The following is a 1,174-nucleotide window of genomic DNA, read 5'->3' as shown; positions in this document are numbered from 1 at the left end:
TTCTACAACCGCGTGCGCATGCACACGGCCATCGGATACCTCGCCCCGGTCACAATGGAGCGCAGCCTCTTGGCTGCATGACTTGCTGTACGTGGAAACGAGGCAGGGTCAGTTTGGCTGTAAGCCGTCATTCAACCGCGCCCTTGCGCTCGGCATGACCGACGTGTTGTGACTGTCTAGGCGGCTGGAAGGGCGATGTTCCAGGGCAGCAGTGCCTCGTAGTCGTCCGCTGTCTGCGCCAGTGGCAGCCTCTTGAACAGGGCCAAGAGATAGCGGTATGGCTCAATCCCATTTGCCTTTGCCGTCTCGATGAGTGAGTACAGGTTGGCGCTCGCGTTGGCACCGCCCACGGTGTCGGCGAACAACCATCCCTTCCTTCCAACGACGAACGGACGGATCGCGTTCTCCACCGGGTTGGAGTCCAGCGGCCAAGTGTCGCTCTCCAGGAAGCGGATGAGCTTGGGCCACTGCCCGTGCAGGTAGTGCAGGGCCTCGCCCAGCAAACTCGTTGGCGCGACGGCGTGCAGATTCATGAGCAGCAGTTGCTCGATGTTGGCCACCACCGAGGCGCTGTAGCGCTTGCGCAGCCGCCCGCGGCGCTGCGGCGACCACTTCTCGGCTCGCGCCTCGGCGCGGTAGAGCTTGCCAATGAGTTTGACGAACCGTGTGGCCAGCTGGTCCGGTGACCGGGCTGCCTTCGGGATCGCCTCCTCAGCCTTGACGAAGGGTCTGCGCGCGTGAACCCAGCATCCAAGGTGCGTCAGCCCGTGGTCCGCAGCGATGCCGTCATAGACCTGGTATCCATCGCTCACGAACGTGGCCCCGCGCCGGATTCCGGCATAGAGCTTCTCGGCATGCATGGCGCCGCGCCCGGGCGCATATGCGAACAAGCGCACCGGCGGCCCGCTGCCGTTCATCTGCGCCCACATGTAGCTCTTCGTCTGCGCCTTGCGCCCAGGCTCCTTGAGCACCTGCACAGTGGTCTCGTCGCCATAGATCAGGTCCGAGTCCAGCAGGTGATCGCGCAGCAGATTGATGACGGGTTGCACGGCCAGTCCGATAGGAACGACCCCGGCAGCCAGCGTATTGCTCACGATGTTGCCGCCGAAGCGGCGCAGCAGCACGGCCGTGCGATACAGCGGCATGCCGAACTGGTACTTGCCCGTGATGACCC

Annotated in this window: 1 protein-coding gene; it reads right to left on the bottom strand. The window is 64.0% G+C overall.

The window, feature by feature from the left end; all coding sequences use genetic code 11:
- Nucleotides 1–176 precede the first annotated feature (176 nt).
- A partial coding sequence (tnpC, locus tag QTH97_RS36920) for an IS66 family transposase (protein ID WP_286573751.1) occupies nt 177–1,174 on the bottom strand: 998 nt, incomplete at its 5' end.

The organism is Variovorax gracilis, from assembly GCF_030317115.1.
In the GTDB taxonomy this organism is placed as follows: Bacteria; Pseudomonadota; Gammaproteobacteria; order Burkholderiales; family Burkholderiaceae_C; genus Variovorax; species Variovorax gracilis.
This window is presented reverse-complemented; position numbering and strand designations above follow the sequence as displayed.